The sequence below is a fragment of the Streptomyces sp. NPDC051105 genome (assembly GCF_040682795.1).
Lineage (GTDB): Bacteria > Actinomycetota > Actinomycetes > Streptomycetales > Streptomycetaceae > Streptomyces.
Window position 1 is genome coordinate 1 of the sequence record NZ_JBFBBR010000081.1, and the last position, 1,146, is coordinate 1,146.

Below are 1,146 nucleotides of genomic sequence, written 5' to 3' on the forward strand. Positions count from 1 at the left end.
TTTACATCATAGTTTTTCTCAGACCATTGTTTTATTTCATAATCTGGACAAAACCTTCTCCAACTTTCAATACATTTTAGCGCAGATTCTGGTAAAGGTTGCCCTCCGAACCAGCAATAGTGTATTACTTTTGGTATCATATCTTCTCACTTTTTATAAATAGCTGGTAAATTTCAGCACTGAATAATTTTATGAATTCAGTGTTGTGATTTACATTTTTTTGTAAGGTATCTGAAATTTTGGAACTAATAATATTTTCGAGAATGTCTTCAACATCTTCGCACAAAATCAATGAGTATCCCTTTTTCACAACCTGTTTACTTACCCAAAGTTGATGATCATTTATATGCTCATCAAATTTCATTTGCCGTGGAACAACTATCGGAATTTTACCTAGTTGTAATACTTGCATATAGGTAGATGGTCCGCCATGAGTAATAATCGTACTCGCTTCATTCATACATCTTTCCATAGTCTCATATCCAATAACCTTTTCCCATTTAGTATATTTGGGTTCATAAGTTGAGTACCCAATTTGCATGAATACATCGTCTTCGATTTCACCATCGCGTACAAGTTCATCAATTTTTTGAATGAGTCGATTAAATGGTTGTTCGTGAGTTCCAACCGTTACAAAAATCATTAGAAAATTCCTCCTAAATTAATTGCTTTAGGGTAAACTTTTTTTAACTCTTCCCATTGAACTATAAACTTATCAGTAACTGGATAAACTAATTTTCCTGTTAAGGTTGGTTTATCGATCCGGTCAAATATTTCAATATAGACTGTCTTTGCACCGAATAGTTTACCTAACCAAAAAAAAGGAACGGCTACCGCAGCACCACTCGAAATAATCAAATCTGGTTTTTCTTTTCTAAGTATTTTAAATGCAAGAATGGTATTTTTTATCGTGTTTTTTACATTTCTATTTGTGGGATAATAACAAGGATAAAATCTTTCTTCTTTCAATATAGATTTTGCATCTGTTTTATCAAATGTGACCCAAAATCTATCTTCGTTTTCCCAAAACTTTTTTAACAAATACAGGTGTGTCAAATGGCCACCGCTGGAACCTACTAATGCTATTTTCATGGTAGAGGTCGTGCTGGTACTGGTCGTGGTGGCGCAGCCCGTGCCGGTACAGGT

General features: G+C 34.2%; 2 protein-coding genes. Both read right to left on the reverse strand.

Annotation, left to right across the window (positions count from 1 at the left end; all coding sequences use genetic code 11):
• Positions 1–136 precede the first annotated feature (136 nt).
• Entirely contained in the window at positions 137–643 is a 507-nt protein-coding gene (locus AB0N16_RS41860) for a glycosyltransferase (protein WP_046124632.1), read from the reverse strand.
• The coding region (gene pssD, locus AB0N16_RS41865; RefSeq protein WP_365806046.1) for a PssD/Cps14F family polysaccharide biosynthesis glycosyltransferase at positions 643–1,146 on the reverse strand (504 nt) is incomplete at its 5' end. The genes AB0N16_RS41860 and pssD, both read right to left, overlap by 1 nt.

Coding starts and splice junctions, on each gene's coding strand:
- AB0N16_RS41860 (WP_046124632.1), bottom strand. CDS start 643: ATGATTTTTGTAACGGTTGGAACTCACGAACAACCATTTAATCGACTC.